At 72.4% G+C, this 15,617-nt stretch carries 12 protein-coding genes; 8 read left to right on the top strand and 4 right to left on the bottom strand.

Going from position 1 to position 15,617, the window contains the following annotated elements; genetic code table 11:
- Window positions 1–23: 23 nt before the first annotated feature.
- Together K5S26_RS01910 and K5S26_RS01905 are read left to right on the top strand one after the other, a co-directional pair.
- Complete coding sequence (locus tag K5S26_RS01910) at window positions 24–1,316, top strand: MFS transporter (RefSeq protein ID WP_221855456.1); 1,293 nt, start codon at window positions 24–26, stop codon at window positions 1,314–1,316.
- A gap of 16 nt (window positions 1,317–1,332) precedes the next feature.
- Window positions 1,333–3,834, top strand: coding sequence for a beta-glucosidase family protein (locus K5S26_RS01905; protein ID WP_221855454.1), 2,502 nt, complete (start codon window positions 1,333–1,335; stop codon window positions 3,832–3,834).
- A 25-nt stretch (window positions 3,835–3,859) separates the two neighbouring features.
- Here the strand turns inward: K5S26_RS01905 and K5S26_RS01900 are convergent, their stop codons facing one another.
- Window positions 3,860–4,843 (bottom strand): acetylxylan esterase, encoded by a 984-nt coding sequence (locus K5S26_RS01900; RefSeq protein WP_221855452.1) that lies wholly within the window; start codon window positions 4,841–4,843, stop codon window positions 3,860–3,862.
- Window positions 4,844–5,009: 166 nt separating this feature from the next.
- Between K5S26_RS01900 and K5S26_RS01895 the strand changes: the two genes are divergently transcribed.
- The gene (locus K5S26_RS01895) at window positions 5,010–6,008 is read left to right on the top strand and encodes a LacI family DNA-binding transcriptional regulator (RefSeq protein WP_221855450.1); all 999 of its coding nucleotides are present in this window, start codon (window positions 5,010–5,012) and stop codon (window positions 6,006–6,008) included.
- Window positions 6,009–6,026: 18 nt separating this feature from the next.
- Here K5S26_RS01895 and K5S26_RS01890 read toward each other — a convergent pair whose 3' ends face one another.
- The 3 genes from K5S26_RS01890 to K5S26_RS01880 all read right to left on the bottom strand — a co-directional run bounded on the left by K5S26_RS01890 (window position 6,027) and on the right by K5S26_RS01880 (window position 10,247).
- Window positions 6,027–7,679, bottom strand: coding sequence for an MGH1-like glycoside hydrolase domain-containing protein (locus tag K5S26_RS01890; protein ID WP_221855448.1), 1,653 nt, complete (start codon window positions 7,677–7,679; stop codon window positions 6,027–6,029).
- An 85-nt stretch (window positions 7,680–7,764) separates the two neighbouring features.
- Window positions 7,765–9,081 carry an ABC transporter substrate-binding protein gene (locus K5S26_RS01885; protein WP_221855447.1) on the bottom strand — a complete coding sequence of 439 codons (1,317 nt, stop codon included), beginning with the start codon at window positions 9,079–9,081 and terminating at the stop codon, window positions 7,765–7,767.
- 161 nt (window positions 9,082–9,242) lie between these two features.
- A complete protein-coding gene (locus K5S26_RS01880; protein WP_221855445.1) occupies window positions 9,243–10,247 on the bottom strand; it encodes a LacI family DNA-binding transcriptional regulator in 1,005 nt (334 codons plus the stop codon).
- A gap of 134 nt (window positions 10,248–10,381) precedes the next feature.
- Here K5S26_RS01880 and K5S26_RS01875 point away from each other — a divergent pair, with 134 nt between their 5' ends.
- From K5S26_RS01875 to K5S26_RS01855, 5 genes are read left to right on the top strand one after another with little or no spacing between them, the layout of a single operon-like run.
- Entirely contained in the window at window positions 10,382–11,323 is a 942-nt protein-coding gene (locus K5S26_RS01875) for a carbohydrate ABC transporter permease (protein WP_221855443.1), read from the top strand.
- A complete protein-coding gene (locus K5S26_RS01870; RefSeq protein WP_221855442.1) occupies window positions 11,313–12,215 on the top strand; it encodes a carbohydrate ABC transporter permease in 903 nt (300 codons plus the stop codon). Before K5S26_RS01875 ends, K5S26_RS01870 begins: the two co-directional genes overlap by 11 nt.
- 31 nt (window positions 12,216–12,246) lie before the next feature.
- Window positions 12,247–13,620, top strand: coding sequence for a Gfo/Idh/MocA family protein (locus K5S26_RS01865; protein ID WP_221855441.1), 1,374 nt, complete (start codon window positions 12,247–12,249; stop codon window positions 13,618–13,620).
- Window positions 13,617–14,528: an NAD-dependent epimerase/dehydratase family protein gene (locus K5S26_RS01860; RefSeq protein ID WP_221855440.1), complete on the top strand. Its 912-nt coding sequence runs from the start codon at window positions 13,617–13,619 to the stop codon at window positions 14,526–14,528. Before K5S26_RS01865 ends, K5S26_RS01860 begins: the two co-directional genes overlap by 4 nt.
- On the top strand, window positions 14,521–15,600 hold the full coding sequence (locus K5S26_RS01855; protein WP_221855439.1) for a mandelate racemase/muconate lactonizing enzyme family protein: 1,080 nt from the start codon (window positions 14,521–14,523) through the stop codon (window positions 15,598–15,600). Before K5S26_RS01860 ends, K5S26_RS01855 begins: the two co-directional genes overlap by 8 nt.
- Window positions 15,601–15,617 lie beyond the last annotated feature (17 nt).

Here is a 15,617-nt window from a genome sequence, read left to right as displayed (position 1 = left end):
TTTCCCGTTCGAAGGAGAACCCGATGTCCCCCAGCCCTCGCACGGCCCGCCACGCCTGGTGGGTCGCCTTCCTCGCCGGCATGGTGTCGTACCTCGACGCCGGCGCCATCGTCACGACCGGCACGGCCCTGGTGATCTACAAAGAGGCCTTCGGGTTCTCCCCGGACCAGTACGGGCAGCTGTCGGCGCTGCTGACGTTCTCGATCGCCATCGGCGCGGTCGTCGGCGGAAACCTCGGCGACCGCTTCGGCCGTCGGCGCATCTTCGTGCTGACGCTGTCGCTGTTCATCGTGGGCGCGGGCCTGCTGGTGGGCGCCCAGGGCACGGAGTGGCTGTACCCGGGCATCGTCCTGCTGGGCTTCGCCGCCGGCGCCGACCTGCCCGTGTCGCTGGCGATGATCGCCGAGGTCGCGCGCGACTCCAACCGCGGCAAGCTCGTCTCGTTCTCGCACCTCCTGTGGATGGTCGGGATCGTGGCGGTCCTGGGCCTCGGCACGGCGTTCGGCGACCTCGGCACCGTCGGCGCCCGCATCCTCTACGGGCACCTCTTGGTCGTCGCGGCGATCGTGCTGGTGCTGCGCCTGCGCCTGCCGGAGTCGCAGGCCTGGCAGCAGAGCCAGACGCTGGCCGTCATCGAGCCCGGCTCGCGCGGCGCGGGCGCCTTCCGGGCCCTGCTCACGCCGCGCTACCTCGCCGCGCTCGCGGCGACGGCGCTCTTCTACTCGCTGGTCAACATCGCCGCGAACATCAACGGACAGTTCGGCGCCTACCTGTACGTCAACGTCGCGGGCGTCTCCGTGTCCACGTCGTCCGCGGTGAGCCTCGTGACCGTGTTCGTCAGCCTCGTCGCGGTCTTCTTCATGATGAGGGTCGTGGACGGGCGCAACAGGCTCCGGTGGTTCGCCGTCATGGCGGTGGTGAGCCTCGTGGCCTTCCTCGTCCCGGCGCTCGCGGGCGTGTCGCTCGCGACCCTCGTCGTCTTCGGGGTCCTGTATGCGATTGCGGGGGCCGTCGCGGGCGAGCCGATGTACAAGGTGTGGTCGCAGGAGCTCTTCCCCACGGCCCATCGCGCGACCGCCCAGGGCATCACCATCGCCTTCACGCGCATCGTCGCGGCGATCGTGGCGCTGTACACGCCGGGGCTGATCGACGCGGGCGCGTCCATCATCTTCTACGTCATGGCCGCCACCAGCGCGGTGGCCTTCGCGATCGGCCTGCTCTGGATCGCGCGCCTGCCGAAGGCCACCGACGACGATCCGGCTCTGCGGGACGACGACGAGGAAGACGACGAGCTGGCCGCTCCCGCGGCCCGCTAGGAGACGAGGACCCACCATGACCCGACCCGCCGATTCCATCCCCGCCGCCGTCGCCGCACGCGCGGTCGCCCCGATCGACGCCGCACGCCTCGGCGAGCTCGTCGGCCGTCTCTCGCTCGACGAGAAGGTCCGCCTGGTCACCGGGCGCGACTTCTGGACGACCTGGCCGATCGAGCACATCGGCCTGCGGGCGATGACGCTGTCCGACGGCCCGAGCGGGGTGCGCGGCCCCGTATGGGACGAACGATCCCCCTCCCTCAACCTGCCGTCGGCGACCGCGCTGTCCGCGACATGGGACCTCGACGTCGCGTGGCGCTACGGCGCGGCCGCCGCTGCAGAGGCCCGGCGCAAGGGCGTCGACGTCGTCCTCGGCCCGACCATCAACCTGCACCGCACGCCGACGAACGGGCGCCACTTCGAGGCGTTCAGCGAGGACCCTCTGCTGACCGCCCACCTCGCCGCGGCGTATGTCCGGGGCGTCCAGCAGAACGGCGTCGCCGCGACCCCCAAGCACTACGTCGCCAACGACTTCGAGCGCGAGCGCTTCACGGCCGACGTCCGCGTCGACGAGCGCCCGCTCCGCGAGCTGTATCTGCGCGCGTTCGAGGACGCCGTGCGGAACGCTCGCGCGTGGGCGCTGATGAGCGCGTACAACTCGATCAACGGCTCCACCGCCACCGAGAGCCCGCTCCTGCACGCGCCGCTCAACACGGAGTGGGGCTTCGACGGCGTCGTGGTCAGCGACTGGACGGCCGTGCGGTCGGTGGAGGCCTCGGCCGCAGCGGACCAAGACCTCGAGATGCCCGCACCCGGTGTCTGGGGCGACGCCCTGGCCGCCGCCGTCCGGGAGGGTCGCGTCGCCGAGTCGGCGATCGACCGCAAGGTCACGCGCATCCTCGGGCTCGCCGCGCGCGTCGGCGCCCTGGAGGGCTTCGAGCCGGTCTCCGTCGCGCCGACGTGGCGCGAGGACGGCGTCGGCTTCGCCCGCGAGGCAGCCGCCGAGGGCATGGTGCTGCTGCGCAACGACGGCGTCCTGCCCCTGGCGGCGCCGCTCGCACGCGTCGCGGTGATCGGCGACAACGCCGTGCGTGCGCGCACGCAGGGCGGCGGCAGCGCCACCGTGCTGCCCGAGTCGGTCACGACCCCCCTCGACGGGCTGCGCCGCGCGCTGCCGGACGCGGAGGTGGACTACCGGGTGGGCGCGCTGGCGCAGAGCGGTGTCGCGGAGTTCCCACTCGCGCAGATCCGCAATCCCGCGACCGGCGAGCCCGGGGCGCGCGTGCGCCTGTTCGACGCGGCCGGCACGGAGATCCACCACGAGGATCGCCGGGCGACGTCGCTCGTCTGGTTCGGCGGGGAGGCGCCGGTGGCGCGAACCGCGTCGATCGAGCTGCACACCGTCTATACCCCTGTGGAGACGGGCGCGGTGCGGATCGGCTTCGGCTCGGTCGGTCTCGGCCGCGTGCACCTGGACGGCGCGCTGGTGCACGAGGCGGACGTGTCCGCGGAGGGCGACGACCTCGGCGCCGCGCTGCTGCAGCCGCCGAGCTCCACGGTGGAGGTCGACGTCGTCGCAGGTCGCCCGATCGACGTGCGCGTCACCCTCGCCCGGCATGCCCCCGGGACGGGAGACCTGGACGGCGCCATGGGCCTCGACATCGGCTGGGAGCCCGCGGGCGTCGACGCCGACGCCCTGATCGCCGAGGCCGTCGACGCGGCCGCCGCCGCCGACGTCGCCGTGGTCGTGGTCGGCACGGGCGCGAAGGTCGAGTCGGAGGGCTTCGACCGCGAGTCGCTGGCGCTGCCCGGCCGTCAGGACGACCTCGTGGCGGCGGTCACCGCGGCGAACCCGCGCACCGTCGTCGTGGTCAATGCGGGGGCGCCGGTGCTGATGCCCTGGCGCGACGACGTCGCCGCCGTCCTCGTGGGATGGTTCGGCGGCCAAGAGTTCGGCAGTGCCCTCGCGGACGTCCTCGTCGGCCACGCCGAGCCCGGCGGGCGTCTGCCGACCACCTGGCCGGTCTCGGAGGCCGACGTCCCGATCCTCCACGCGGACGTCGTCGGCGGACGCGTGCGGTACGACGAGGGCGTGCACATCGGGTACCGCGCCTGGCAGCGCGCCGGCTCGCGGCCCGCTTACGCCTTCGGCTCGGGGCTCGGCTACACCACCTGGCAGGTCGAGGACGCACGGCTGAGCGATGCGTCCGTCGCGCTGGACGGCGAGGTCGCCCTTGAGGTCACGGTGACCAACACCGGTGATCGCGCCGGGAAGCACGTGCTCCAGGTCTACGCGCGACGAGAGGCCTCCGTGGTCGATCGTCCCGCGTCGTGGCTCGTCGGCTTCGCGACGGTCCGAGCGGAGCCCGGTGAGAGCGCGACGGCGAGGATCGTCGTCGCCGGCCGCGACCTCGCCCATTGGGACGACGGATGGCGCCTCGAGGCCGGGGAGTTCGTGCTGGCGGTCGGCTCCTCCGTCGAGGTGACCGTGCGCGACCTCGTGGTCACGGCGCGCGCCTGAGCATCCGGCCGGCCGGCCGCGCGGTTCAGATCCGTGCGGCCAGCCAGTCGAGCTGGGCGCGACGCTGGAACGCGCCGCCGCCCTCATGGTCGTTGAAGGGGTAGACCTCGATCGCGCGGTCCTCGCCGCCCCATGAGTTGTAGGCCGAGAACACGGTCGACGGCGGGCAGATCACGTCCATCAGGGCGACCGAGAACAGAGCCGGCACGGTGATGCGTCGCGCGAAGTTCACGCCGTCGACGTAGCTCAGCGTGCGGTACACCCGCTCCTGCAGGCCGCGATGGGTCGCGAGATGGTTGGCGATCTCGCGATACGGCATGGCATCGGTGATCGTCGTCGCGCGCGGGAACGCGCAGAGGAACGGCACGTCGGGCATCACCCCGGCCACCGGCACGCCGGCCGAGGTGGCGAGGGCGGTCGCCGCGATCGCGATGCCGCCTCCCTGGCTGGCCCCGGTGACGTACAGCGGGACGTCCGGGGCGAGCGCGGCCCCGAGCTCCCGAGCCGTCTCGATCGCGCGGAACGCGTCGGCGAACACCCGCCGGTAGTAATACGACGCCGGGTCGTCGATCCCCTGCGTCATCTTCCCCGGCGCGGACGGTCCGGAGCCGTGCGGGTCGGCCGTCGCTCCGGGGCGGCTGTGATGCCAGCCCTGGCCGCGGGTGTCGACGTACAGGTGCGCGTAGCCGGCCAGCGGCCAGGCGCCGACCTCGTGGGGCAGGCCCCGACCGCCGCTGTAGCCGAGGAACTCGACCACCACGGCTCGCGGCGCCGTGCCCGAGGGGACGTGCCACCAGGCCCGGATCTCGTCGCCCGCGAAGCCCGAGAAGACGACGTCGCTCGTCTCGACCAGGCTGAGCCCCGTGTCGGTGCGCTCGACGCGCGGCTCCCATGCCGCCGCACGGGTCTGCGCGATCGTGTCCGCCCAGAACGCGTCGAAGTCGGAGGGCTCGGCCACGTCGGCGCGGTACTCGCGCAGCTGGTCGAGGGGCAGGTCGAACAGGGCCATGGGTGCGGGCGCTCCTTCCGGGCGGCTCGTGCCGCTCCATGGACGAACGTAGCGTGCGGCGGGGCACGGGGCGCGCCCGCCCCGCTGACGGCCGCGGACGCGACCCGCGGCTCGCCGTCGGCGGCACGCGCGCCCCCGACCGTCGGACGCCGGTAACGTCGAGCGCATGGGCGTGAGCATTCGCGATGTGGCGACGCGGGCCGGCGTCTCCGTGGGCACGGTGTCGAACGTCCTCAACCGCCCGGAGTCGGTTCCCGTCGCGACGCTCGACCGGGTGCGCTCGGCGATCGCCGAGCTCGGCTACGTGCGCAACGAGGCGGCAAGGCAGCTGCGGGCGGGCAGGTCTACCACCGTCGGACTCGTCGTGCTCGACGCCCGCAACCCGTTCTTCACCGACGTCGCCCGCGGCGCTGACGACGCGGCGGCCGAACGCGGTCTCTCCGTGCTGCTCGGCAACAGCGACGAGAGTCCCGAGCGCGAGCTGCGTCTGCTGTCGCACTTCGAGGAGCAGCGGGCGCACGGCGTCCTGATCTCGCCCATCGCCGACGACGTGCGGCGCCTCCACGAGCTGCGGGACCGCGGGATCCCGGTGGTCCTCGTCGACCGCGCCGTCTCCGGCAGCGGCTTCTCGTCCGTGGCGGTCGACGACGTGCTCGGCGGCGAGCTGGCGGCTCGGCATCTCGTGCAGACGGGCCGCAGACGGATCGCGTACGTGGGAGGCCCCGCCGGCCTGCGGCAGGTCGACGACCGCGAGCAGGGCGCACGGCGCGCCCTCGACGGCGCCGACGCGGCGTTCGAGGTGATCCCGGTCGGATCGCTGACGGTGGCGGACGGCCGCGCCGCGGGCGAGCTGATCGCCGGGCGGGCCGAGGCGCACCGCCCCGACGCGGTGTTCGCCGCCAACGACCTGATCGCGCTCGGCGTGCTGCAGGCCCTCACGATCGCCGGCGTCGCGGTGCCCGGCGACATCGCGCTGATCGGCTACGACGACATCGACTTCGCCGCCGCGGCGGCCGTGCCGCTGTCGTCCATCCGTCAGCCCAGCCACGAGATCGGCGCGACGGCGCTGTCGATCCTCGCGGAGGAGGCGGACGATCCGACCCTGCCGACGCGCGAGGTCGCGTTCGACCCCGAGTTGGTCGTGCGCGCCTCGACCGCGTCCTGAGCGGCTCGGCGGCCGGCGTCAGAACACGGGCGCGACGAACTCGACGCCGCCGCGCGAGACGATCGTCGTCCCGTCGAGCTCGACGCGCTCGTTCGGCACGAGCTCGAGATCCACCGACCCCGTGGGCAGGTCGAGCGAGCCCCGCACGGGCCCCGCGCCGACCCCCACGACGGCCCGCACGACGCCGGATGGGTCGCACACCGCCCGCCAGCCGCGCGGGAACGCGCACGCCGGCCGCCCGCCGCGGAGCACCTCGACGCGCTCGTCGTCGGCCACGAGCTCCCACTCGACGCCGTCGATCACGCGTCCGTACGCCACCGCGTCCGCCGCGGCGCCGTGGTCGAGCCGCGTGGGCGCGAGCCCGGTCGCCCAGACCTCGCCGTCGGGCCGGGGAAGAAGCCCCGCGTACCGCTCGATCGCGTCGAGGAACCACAGGATCGACGGCGAGTAGACCTCCGTGAAGCCCGCGTCGCCCGACCACGGGTCGAGGCACTGCGGGAAGCGCTCGGCCACGCCCAGCGCCGCGAGGACGGGCTGGGACACCGTGGCGAGCTCGGCGACGTGCCCGTGATGCTCGAAGGCGTGCGGCGCGCGCAGCTGGGCGAGGAAGTTCACCGGACCGCCCCACGAGTTGCGGGACGCGTCGTGATCGAAGCGCGGGTCGTCCATCGCGATCGTCGTGAAGCCGTAGTGCGCGAGGAACTTGCGGGTGTTCATGAGGTATCGCCGCAGGCTCTCGGCGAAGAACGGCTCGTCGCCGACCTCGTCGGCGAGCACCCGGGCCAGGACGTCCCCCTGCACGCGCACGAGCCGGCCGTGCCGGTCGCGGTCGTAGAAGAAGCCGTCCTCGTCGTCGAAGCACTGGGCGTAGAGGGCGTCTCGCGACCGCCGTGCCGCCTCGCGCCACGGCTCGGGGTCTCCCCCGAGCTCGGCGTCGATCAGCGCGAGGTAGTCGCGCTGGCAGGCCACGTTCGCCGTGAGGTCGGGGGCCACGTAAGGCAGCAGCGGCGCCTCCGGATCGCAGAGGCGGGCATCTCCCCGGAACGCGCGGTCGGGGGCGAACCAGAACCGCGGCGAGAGGTCGTGGCCGGTGTCGAAGGTGCAGAACGCCTCCACGCCGCCCGTCCCGCGGGTGTCGCGGTACTCCCCCAGCCACGCGTCGTAGCGCGCCATGGCGTCGCGCATCGTCTCGAGGAACCCGGGGTCCCTCCGGCCGGTGAGCAGATGGTGGTTCCACACCACGCGCGCCAGCGGCGTGACGATCTGGATCTGGCTGAAGGCCGGTCCGTCCGCCGTGACCTTGTAGGGGATCATGCCGTCCTCGCGCTGATGCCGCGCGAACAGCAGCAGGGTGTCGCGCGCGATCTGCGGCGCGAAGCGGCTCAGCACCTCGGCGTTGATCGTGCCGGTCGACTCGATCCAGGCACCCCAGTACACGCCGCCCTCGTTGAGCACCGGCCGCCCGCCGGCCGCCGGGTCGTCGAGGGCGCGGACGCACTGGCTCAGCTCGGCGAGCGCCGTGTGCCAGCGCTCCTCGAGCGGGCCGCCGACGGCCGCGAAGCGCACGCCCGTCGAGGCGAGCTCGCCCCCCAGCGCCGTGTCGGACAGCCCCGCCCTCTCGACCGGGTCGCCCTCTCGCAGGCGCTTCAGAGCCTCTTCGGTCGCGGTCATCGCGTCCTCTCCTCTCAGGGAAGCGGGCGGCCCCAGGAGGGGCTGCCCGCGCGCTCGTCACCGAGCGATTCGAGATCCGAGCAGGTTACTGGAGCGCCGCGCCCAGCTCGGACACCCACTGCTCGCCGGCCTGCTCGGGGGTGAGCCGCCCGAACAGCACCTCGGACTCCATCCGCTGCGACAGCTCGTTCATGCTGGCGCCGCCGGCGGGCTGCGGCGGCGCGACGACCCCCTCCTCGAGCACGACGTCGACGTACTCCGCCGCCGTCTTGCTCGGTCCGTCGAGGGCCGGCTCGACCACCGCGAGGGCGTCGGGGTTGAACGGGACGCCTCGTGTGTCCAGGATCAGCTCGAGCGCGGACGGCTCGTGCAGGAACCAGTCGACCAGCATGGCCGCCTCGGCCGGGTGCTCGGTCGCGGCGTTGATCGCCCAGAACGCGGAGGGCAGCAGCGCCACTCCGGAGATCTCGGTCGACGTCGGGGGCAGCATCATCTGGACGTCCCCCGCGTCGGCGTACGCGCTCATAAGATTCGAGTAGCCGAAGGTGATGGCCGCCTGGCCGAGCGTGAAGGGCTGCTGGTCCGGCGGCAGCTGCCAGTTGGCGGTCACGACCGAGGCGTCGGGCAGGCCGCCGCCGTCCTGCAGCTGCTTCTCGATCTCGTACCAGCCCGCCATCTGCTCGGCGTCGACCCCCAGCTGGCCGTCCCAGTCGTACATGCCGACCTCGCTCACCTGGCTGGCGTACGTGCCGATGATGTCCTGGATGCGCAGGTCGAGACCGTAGATCTGCTGACCCCCGTCGGTGGTCAGGCCCGCGCTGCCGATCGTGTTGGCAGCCTCGATGAGGTCCTCCCACGTCCAGCCGGCCTCGGGGACCGGCACGCCGGCCTGCTCGAAGACGTCGAGGTTGACGAAGGCGGCGGTCGCGTTGCCGCCCGTCGGCAGACCGTAGAGCGTGTCGTCGACGACGGCGTTGGTCAGCGAGAAGTCGGGGTACTCGGACGTGTCGAGGTAGTCGCTCACGGTCGAGAGGTCGAGCAGCGCGCCGAGCGAGCCGTACTCCTGCGGCTTGGCGCCGCCGAGGGCGAACACGTCGGGCGCGGTGTCGCCGCCCGCGCCGAAGTCGGTCGCGAGCCGGTTGAACAGGTCGTCGGGGGCGCCGACGGGCGTGGTGGTGACGGTGATGTTCGTGTGCTCGGCCTCGAACGCGTCGATGATCTCGCCGAACAGGGCGGCGCGCGAGTCGTCGCCCCACCACGACATCTCGAGCGTGACCTCCTCGTTCGGGTCGGCGGTCTGCGCCGTGCCGCCGCCGTTGGAGCAGCCGCTCAGGATCAGCGCGCCGGCGGCGAGCGAGCCGAACGCCATCAGGGACACGCGGGTGCGGGAGCTACGCATCATTGCGCCTCGTTTCGGGTCGTGGCGGCCGGCATCGGCCGCCGTTGTTCCGGTTGCAGGACGGAAGGGACGCCGCCCGGCGCGGTCGCCCCCGGGTTCGGAGAAACCGCTTTCACGGAAAGTAGCATCGCGGGTCCGACGATGTCAACGACGCACCCTCCGCCTCACGCGCGCGGCGCGGCGGAGGAGTCGCGGAGCTCCAGCCGGGGCTGGAACACCACGTCGTGGCCCGGCTCCTCGCCGCGCAGCAGCGCATGCATGCGACGCCATGCGACCACGCCGAGATCGGCGTGCGGCACAGAGGCCGTCGTCAGGGCGGGCGCCACATACTGCGCCAGCGGGATGTCGTCGAAGCCCGTCACCGAGATGTCGTCCGGCACGCTCACGCCGAGCTCGCGCAGGCCGCCGATCAGCCCGATCGCGACGAGGTCGTTGAACGCGAGGGCGGCCGTCGCGCCGCTCTGCCTCACGTCCCCCGCCGCAGCGCGACCGTCGTCGGATCCGGCGCCGGCGGGCACGCGGTCGACCCGCACGTCCGGGTGCTCGTCCGAGAAGTCGCTCAGCCCCGCCTCGCGGTAGGCGTTCGACGCGCTGCGCTCGGGGCCGTACACGTAGGCCAGGTGTCGGTGCCCCAGCTCGTACAGGTGCCGGGCGATGGCGTAGATGCCCGTGCGGTAGTCGATGGACAGCGACGGCGACGCCACCTGCGTGGCCACGCGGTTGATGAGCACGAGGGGCTGCAGGCGGTCGGCCAGGTCGAGCAGCTGCTCCTCGGGCATTCGCGGCGCGCACAGCACGATCGCGTCGGTGCGGCGGCGGATCTCGGCCGCCAGCAGCGGCTCGTCGCTCGGCGACTCTCCCGAGTCGGCGACGAGCACGCGATAGCCGTCGCGCGCGGCGGTCTTGCTGAGACCCGCGAGCACCGACTGGAAGGCGGGGTTGGCGAGATCGGGCACGACGAAGGCGATCGCCTGCGTCTGCCCCAGGGCGAGGCTGCGCGCCAGCGGGCTGGGGGCGTAGGACAGCGCGGTCGCCGCGTCCCGCACCCGTTCGGCCACCTCGGGGTCGCCGGCGAAGCGGCCGTTCATCACGCGGGAGACGGTCGCGGGGGACACGCCGGCACGCCGCGCGACATCGGCGATCGTCACGCTCGCGCGATTCGCGGCCATCCGAGTCCCCTCCCCCGCCGCGTGATGACGCGGCACAGCCCACCATATCCACGATCATTTGACGGATCGGGTGCGACGTGCTGATAATCGGATCATCCGTGAAACCGCTTTCACGACATTGACGAGGAGGTCACGTGAGCAGTCTCGGCGAACTGCGCAGCATCGCGCTGTCGCGGCGCAAGGGCGCGCCACGCGTCCGGGAGAAGCACCCGGACAGCAAGGCGGCCCTGATCTTCCTGCTGCCCTGGATCATCGGCGTGCTCGGCCTGACCATCGGCCCGATCGTCGCGTCCCTGTACCTGTCCTTCACCGACTACAACCTGCTGCAGCCGCCGGTGTGGTCGGGGTTCGACAACTTCACGAGGATGTTCGCGGACGCACGCTTCTGGAACTCGTTCCGGGTGACGGTCGTCTACGTGATCGTCGGCGTCCCGCTGCAGCTCGCCCTCGCCCTCGGACTGGCGATCCTGCTCGACAAGGGGATGCGCGGACTGTCCTTCTACCGCTCGATCTTCTACCTGCCGTCGCTGCTCGGCGGCTCGGTCGCCATCGCGATCCTGTGGCGCCAGGTGTTCGGCAAGGAAGGCATCGTCAACGGCTTCCTCGCGTGGTTCGGCATCGAGGGCCCCGGCTGGATCGGGCACCCCGACTTCGCGCTCGGCACGCTGATCATCCTGCACGTGTGGACCTTCGGCTCGCCCATGGTGATCTTCCTGGCCGGACTGCGGCAGATCCCCGACATGTACTACGAGGCCGCCTCGATGGACGGCGCCGGTCGCGTGCGCCAGTTCTTCTCCATCACGTTCCCGCTGCTGACGCCGGTGATCTTCTTCAACCTCGTGCTGCAGATCATCTTCGCCTTCCAGTCGTTCACACAGGCCTACGTCGTCTCCGGCGGCACCGGCGGGCCGAGCGACTCGACCATGTTCTTCACCCTCCTGCTCTACAAGGAGGCCTTCACGGAGCTCGACATGGGCTATGCGTCGGCGATGGCATGGTTCCTCGTGATCGTGATCGCCGCCTTCACCGCGTTCAACTTCTGGCTTTCCAAGTTCTGGGTGTTCTATGACGACTGAGACCGAGACCCTGCTCCGCCCGGACGCCCGCCCGCTGCGGCGACGCGCCGGCACGGACGACGCCCTGCGGATCCTGCGCTCGATCGGCAAGCACGCGCTGCTGATCGCGGTGTCGATCCTCATGATCTACCCGCTGCTCTGGCTGGTGGTGTCGAGCTTCAAGCCGAACGCGGACATCTTCCGCGACCTCAGCCTGTTCGCCACGAACCTCACCACGGAGAACTACGTCAACGGGTGGAACGACCTGCAGCACCCCTTCGGGCAGTTCCTGCTGAACTCGGCGATCATCGCCTTCGGCGCGATCGTCGGGAACCTGCTGTCGTGCTCCATGGCGGCGTACGCGTTCGCCCGGCTGCGGTTCCGCTTCAAGGGACTCGCGTTCGCGCTCATGCTCGGCTCGATCATGCTGCCCTTCCAGGTGCTGCTCGTGCCGCAGTTCATCATCTTCAAGGAGCTGGGCTGGCTGAACACGTTCCTGCCGCTCATCGCGCCGAAGTTCCTGGCGACCGAGGCGTTCTTCATCTTCCTGATGGTGCAGTTCATCCGCGGCCTGCCGAAGGAGCTCTTCGAGGCGGCGCGCATCGACGGCGCCGGTCACTTCCGCAGCTACTTCCAGATCACGCTGCCGATGATCGTCCCCTCGCTCGCGACCACGGCGATCTTCACGTTCATCTGGACATGGGGCGACTTCTTCGGTCCGCTGATCTACGTGCGACTGCCCGAGCTGTTCCCCGCCTCGCTGGCGCTGAAGGGCTTCCTCGACGCGCAGTCCGCCTCGGACTACGGCTCGATGTTCGCGATGAGCGTCGTCTCGCTCGTGCCCCTGTTCCTCGTGTTCCTGTTCGGCCAGCGGTTCCTGATCAGGGGCTCCGCGACGTCCGGCATCAAGTGATCACCCCTCACCCGATCGGAAGCCCTCCCGCATGACCCGCCTCCGCTACGCCCTCGTCGGCGCCGGATCCCGCGCCCAGATGTACCTGAACGCGATCGCGACCACCCACGCCGACGCCGCAGAGCTCGTCGCCTGGACGGACACGAACCCCGGTCGCCAGGAGTGGTCGCTCGCGCAGCACGTCGGCCTCGGCCGGCCCGTCCGTTTCGAGCCCGACGGCCTGGGCGACGCGATCCGGGACCACCGGGTGGACCGCGTCGTCATCACGTCGCCCGACTTCACGCACGCCGACTACATCGTCGAGGCGCTCGAGGCCGGAGCCGACGTGGTGGTGGAGAAGCCCCTCACCACCAGCGAGGAAGGCGTGCGCCGCATCGCCGAGGCCGCCGAGCGCACCGGCCGTGACGTCACCATCACGTTCAACTACCGGTACTCGCCCCGCAACAGCGAGCTGAAGCGCGTGATCGCGTCGGGTGAGATCGGCGAGGTCACGAGCGTCCACTTCGAGTGGGTGCTCGACACCGCTCACGGCGCGGACTACTTCCGTCGCTGGCACCGCCTCAAGGAGATGTCCGGCGGCCTCCTGATCCACAAGTCGAGCCACCACTTCGACCTCGTGGGCTGGTGGATCGCGGACGTCCCGACCCGCGTGTACGCGTCGGGCGGGCTGCGCTTCTACGGCGCGGAGAACGCCGCGCGCCGCGGCATCGGCCCGCGTCCCGAACGCGGCACGACCGACTCGCCGCTGCGGGACCGGTTCAGCCTCGACCTGCGCACCGACCCCACGTGGAAGGGCCTGTACCTCGACCAGGAGCAGCACGACGGCTATCTCCGCGACCGCGACGTGTTCGACGAGGGCATCACGATCGAGGACAACCTCGCGCTCGTCGTCGACTACGCACGCGGCAGCACGATGTCCTACTCGCTCAACGCCCACTCGCCCTGGGAGGGCTACACGGTCGCGGTCAACGGCACGCTCGGCCGGGCCGAGCTCACCGTGATCGAGCGCGGGTCTGTGCTCGTCGACGAGGAGGGCCGCACGGTCGTCGACCCGAGCGCCCGCCCCGACCTGGTGGCCGACGACTCGCAGCGGCCGGTCGGCGAGCGGCTCGTGGTCCAGCGGCACTTCGAGGCCGCCCGCGAGGTGCCGATCCCCGAGGGCACCGGCGGTCACGGCGGCGGCGACGCCGTCCTGCTGCGGGACGTCTTCGAGGGCGGCGCGGGCGGGTCGGACGCCGATCCGCTCGGGCGGACGGCCGACTGGTCCGACGGCGTGCGGTCGATGGTCGTGGGGCTCGCCGGGAACCGCTCGCTGGCCACGGGGCAGGCGGTGAGCATCGCCGATCTCGACCTCGGTGCGGCGGGCGCCGCGCTGGTCGCCCCCGCCGGCGAGGCGTCGTCGTGAGCACGATCGTCGTCACGGGCGGTTCCGGCCGTCTCGGCCGCAGCGTGGTCCAGGTGCTCGCGGATGTCGGGCACGACGTGGTCTCGCTCGACCGCGTCGCCTCCCCCGGCCTTCCGTCGCGACAGGTCGAGCTCGACCTGCTCGACGCCGAGGCGACGCGCGAGGCCGTCGTCGAGATCGCGCCCGACGCGGTGGTCCACCTGGCGGCGATCGCGGTGCCGGGGTCGCGCCCGGACGCCGAGATCTTCGACGTGAACACGCGGCTCGCCTGGAGCGTGCTGGAGGCGGCGCTCGCAGCCGGCGCCGCACGATTCCTGGTCTCGTCCAGCCCCACCGTGCTCGGCTACGGCTCCCCCGGCTGGCGGCCCGAGTCGCTGCCGCTCGACGAGACGCACCCCGCCGCCCCGTGGAACGGCTATGCGGCGTCGAAGCTCGCGATCGAGGAGATCGTGCAGATGGCCGTGCGGCGGCACCCGGAGGTCCGCTTCGGCGTCTTCCGGCCCTGCTACGTGATCGCGCCCGAGGAGTGGCACGGGGCCCCGACCCAGCAGGGGCACACGGTGGCCGAGCGGCTCGCCGACCCCGCGCTGTCCGCCGTCGCGCTCTTCAACTACGTCGATGCCCGGGACGCGGGCGAGTTCGTGCGCGCCTGGCTGGAGCACGCGTCGGAGCTGCCGAGCGGAGAGACGTTCCTCGTCGGCGCCGCCGACGCGCTGATCGACGCCCCGACCGCCGAGGCCCTGGCGACGCACGTCCCGGCGGCAGCGGGAGCGGCGGCGTCGCTCGCCGGCACCGCCCCCGTCTTCTCGAGCGCGAAGGCCGAGCGCCTGCTCGGCTGGCGCGCGCGCCGCAGCTGGCGCACCGAGCTGCATCCCGTCGCGGCCGGCCGGGAGGCCGCCGATGTCTGAGCGCGCCGCTCCCGTCCCCGCGCTCCGCGCCGTGGAGACACGGCTGATCCGGATCCCGCTGGCGCGCCCGTGGGGCGCCGATGTGACGGACCTCCGGGTCATCGCGGTGACGGTGCACGATGCCGACGGCGGTGTGGGCCACGCGTTCACGTGGACGCCGACGATCGGCGGCACGGCGGTCAAGGCCCTGCTCGACGACGACCTGGTGCCGGCGGCGATCGGCCGCCCCGCCGATCCCGGCGTCTGGCACGACCTGTGGCGGCACGTCCACGAGGCCGGCGGCGGCGGCGTGACGACGATCGCGCTCGCGGGCCTCGACCTGGCGCTGTGGGACCTGCGCGCACGCCGCGCCGGGGCTTGCGTGACGGACCTGCTCGGCCGCCGCCACGACCGGCTGCCCGCGTACGGCAGCGGCGTGAACCTGCACTACCCGATCGACGAGCTCGTCGCGCAGGCGCGGCGCTGGGTCGCCGCGGGGTTCCAGGCCGTGAAGATCAAGGTGGGAAGCCCCGACCTCGGCCGCGATCTCGAGCGCGTCGCGGCCGTGCGCGCCGTGCTCGGCCCCGATCGCCGTCTGATGGTCGACGCGAACCAGCGCTGGGATCTCGAGACCGCGGCGCGCTCCATCCCCGCCCTCGCCGAGTACGGCATCGACTGGATCGAGGAGCCGCTGCGGGCCGACGACCTCGCCGGGTACCGCGCCCTCCGCGCCCGCATCGACGTCCCGGTGGCCGCGGGCGAGAACCTCCACACGGTCCATCGGTTCCGCGACTTCCTGGACGCCGGGGCGCTGGACGTCGTCCAGCCGAACATCGTGCGGGTGGGCGGCATCACGCCGTTCCTCGAGATCGCCGACCTCGCGCGCGAGCGGGGGGTCGAGCTCGCGCCGCACCTGCTGCCCGAGCTGTCGGCGCAGGTCGCTTACGCCCTGCCGGAGACGAGCTGGGTCGAGGACGTCGAGGACGCGGGCTTCGCGACGCTCGGCGCGCTGGTGGAGCCGAGCGGGGTGACGATCGCGGACGGCTGGGCGAGCGGCGGGCCCGCGCTCGGCCTCGGCCTGCGCTTCGCCTGACGCGCGCGCCGCCTCAG

The organism is Microbacterium marinilacus (assembly GCF_019753765.1).
Classification (GTDB): domain Bacteria; phylum Actinomycetota; class Actinomycetes; order Actinomycetales; family Microbacteriaceae; genus Microbacterium; species Microbacterium marinilacus.
This window is presented reverse-complemented; position numbering and strand designations above follow the sequence as displayed.

Excerpts from the sequence above, each read along its gene's own strand:
- K5S26_RS01910 (WP_221855456.1), top strand. The coding sequence starts at position 24 with ATGTCCCCCAGCCCTCGCACGGCCCGCCACGCCTGGTGGGTCGCCTTC.
- K5S26_RS01890 (WP_221855448.1), bottom strand. The coding sequence starts at position 7,679 with ATGACCGCGACCGAAGAGGCTCTGAAGCGCCTGCGAGAGGGCGACCCG.
- K5S26_RS01870 (WP_221855442.1), top strand. The coding sequence starts at position 11,313 with ATGACGACTGAGACCGAGACCCTGCTCCGCCCGGACGCCCGCCCGCTG.
- K5S26_RS01855 (WP_221855439.1), top strand. The coding sequence starts at position 14,521 with ATGTCTGAGCGCGCCGCTCCCGTCCCCGCGCTCCGCGCCGTGGAGACA.
- K5S26_RS01905 (WP_221855454.1), top strand. The coding sequence starts at position 1,333 with ATGACCCGACCCGCCGATTCCATCCCCGCCGCCGTCGCCGCACGCGCG.
- K5S26_RS01900 (WP_221855452.1), bottom strand. The coding sequence starts at position 4,843 with ATGGCCCTGTTCGACCTGCCCCTCGACCAGCTGCGCGAGTACCGCGCC.
- K5S26_RS01895 (WP_221855450.1), top strand. The coding sequence starts at position 5,010 with ATGGGCGTGAGCATTCGCGATGTGGCGACGCGGGCCGGCGTCTCCGTG.
- K5S26_RS01880 (WP_221855445.1), bottom strand. The coding sequence starts at position 10,247 with ATGGCCGCGAATCGCGCGAGCGTGACGATCGCCGATGTCGCGCGGCGT.
- K5S26_RS01865 (WP_221855441.1), top strand. The coding sequence starts at position 12,247 with ATGACCCGCCTCCGCTACGCCCTCGTCGGCGCCGGATCCCGCGCCCAG.
- K5S26_RS01885 (WP_221855447.1), bottom strand. The coding sequence starts at position 9,081 with ATGATGCGTAGCTCCCGCACCCGCGTGTCCCTGATGGCGTTCGGCTCG.